The 1,470-nt window shown below is 41.3% G+C and carries 2 protein-coding genes; both read right to left on the bottom strand.

The features are described from left to right. Positions 1 to 43: 43 nt before the first annotated feature. Positions 44 to 667, bottom strand: a complete 624-nt coding sequence (locus tag IG80_RS0111730) for a hypothetical protein (protein ID WP_032114215.1) — start codon at positions 665 to 667, stop codon at positions 44 to 46. Next, positions 654 to 1,470, bottom strand: an 817-nt coding sequence (locus tag IG80_RS0111725; RefSeq protein WP_032114214.1) for a hypothetical protein, incomplete at its 5' end; no start/stop codon positions are given. The genes IG80_RS0111725 and IG80_RS0111730, both read right to left, overlap by 14 nt.

Genomic DNA, 1,470 nt, shown 5'->3' with positions numbered 1-1,470 from the left:
AAGTCGGATCTCCACGGTTTCGTATAACTTCGTATAATGTATGCTATACGAAGTTATTACGAGGCTTAGGATTCGTCACCCACAGGTCAATATGACGCGCAAATATCTCTTCAATGTGTGATTTTGTAAGGCTTGAGAGGACATCTTCTTTATCATAAAGAGGTGTTTTATAAGCTTTGGGGAGAGGGTGCCCTTTCTTTTCTGTGTATCTCTCAGCCTCACGCTCTTCTCGATAAGAAAGCTCTGCTTGACTCTTGCCAGGGATAAGCCTTCTCTCGTCCTGCTCAATGAGGTGCCCATCCAAGGTCAGTCCAGCTTTATCTAAAGCCTTTTGAATGCGCCCTTGTACCTTTTCATCTCCCAAGCTCAACTGGTCTTTTAAGAACAAAACAACAGCGTGATCTTTAAACTTCTCAGGATCTCTCTCATGAATCTTTTGAAGGCGATAACTTGAGCACGCATACCGTAAAGCTTGATCTTTCACTTGTCTTAAAGAGGGGTCGAATACTTCTTGATTTTGAGAGACAAATCCCCCTTGGATTAGATCAAAAGCAGCCTTATTCCTTTTGCCTGCGGCGATAGCAAGATGGGGAATTTCTTGATTTTCTGACTTAATAATATGATCAATTTCATTAAGCTTTTTCTCGAACAAATCATTTTGTCTCAAGGCAAGAGAGATAATCTCTTTTTTGAACACTCCCTTGTTCTGGGGTATTTAAATTCCATCCATAGGTTTGAGCTCCTTTTTCTATCCAAGTCTGAACTTTATGTTCAAGAGCCTCTTTGGCGGCATTTTGACCATCTCTTTCTTTCTCAAAGGATGTCCAGTCTTGAGAGGTCAATTTTGCTTCTTTAAGAGCGTGAGTTGTTCTTTGAATCGTTCGCTCAACAAACAAGTGTGGATTATATTTGGCATTCTTAGCATGAAGCTGAGCTTCAAGTGCAAGGACGTGTTCTTGATAGGCAACCTTTTCACCTGCCAATTTAAGGTCTGCTTGCTCAGAATATACTTGCCAGATATCGGAGAATCTTTGCTTGGCCTCATTATATCCCTCTAATAGAAGAGAGACGTCGCCTTGTTTTTCGAGAGGTAAAGCTAAGATCTTTTCATAATGATGAAGAGTCTCAACAGAAACTTTTTCTTGCTTGAGGGCTGTTAAAGTGTAAGTAAGGCGTTCATCTTGTTCTAAAGAAAGCCACCCTTGAATCTCTTGAGCAAGTGCTGGTTTTTCTTGAGGAGAGGCTTGCTTGAAGTGCCTGACCTGCTCTGTCATTTCTTGGGCATGAGCTTCTTTAAAGAGACGATCATATTCGTGGTGAGGCGTAAAGTGGTGAAGAGTGGAATAGGCCTTCATTAGAGAACGTGCTTTTTCAAGCTTATTTATTCTTAATGAACTCCAGGAACTCTGCTTGCCTTCTCTTGTGTAGATCTCCACATACCCGCTTCTTCCTTTTTGAAGTGAGGTATGT

Source organism: Candidatus Paracaedibacter symbiosus, assembly GCF_000757605.1.
Lineage (GTDB): Bacteria > Pseudomonadota > Alphaproteobacteria > Paracaedibacterales > Paracaedibacteraceae > Paracaedibacter_A > Paracaedibacter_A symbiosus.
Note: the sequence above shows the minus strand (reverse complement) of the source record. Positions and strands in the feature narration are given on the sequence as shown.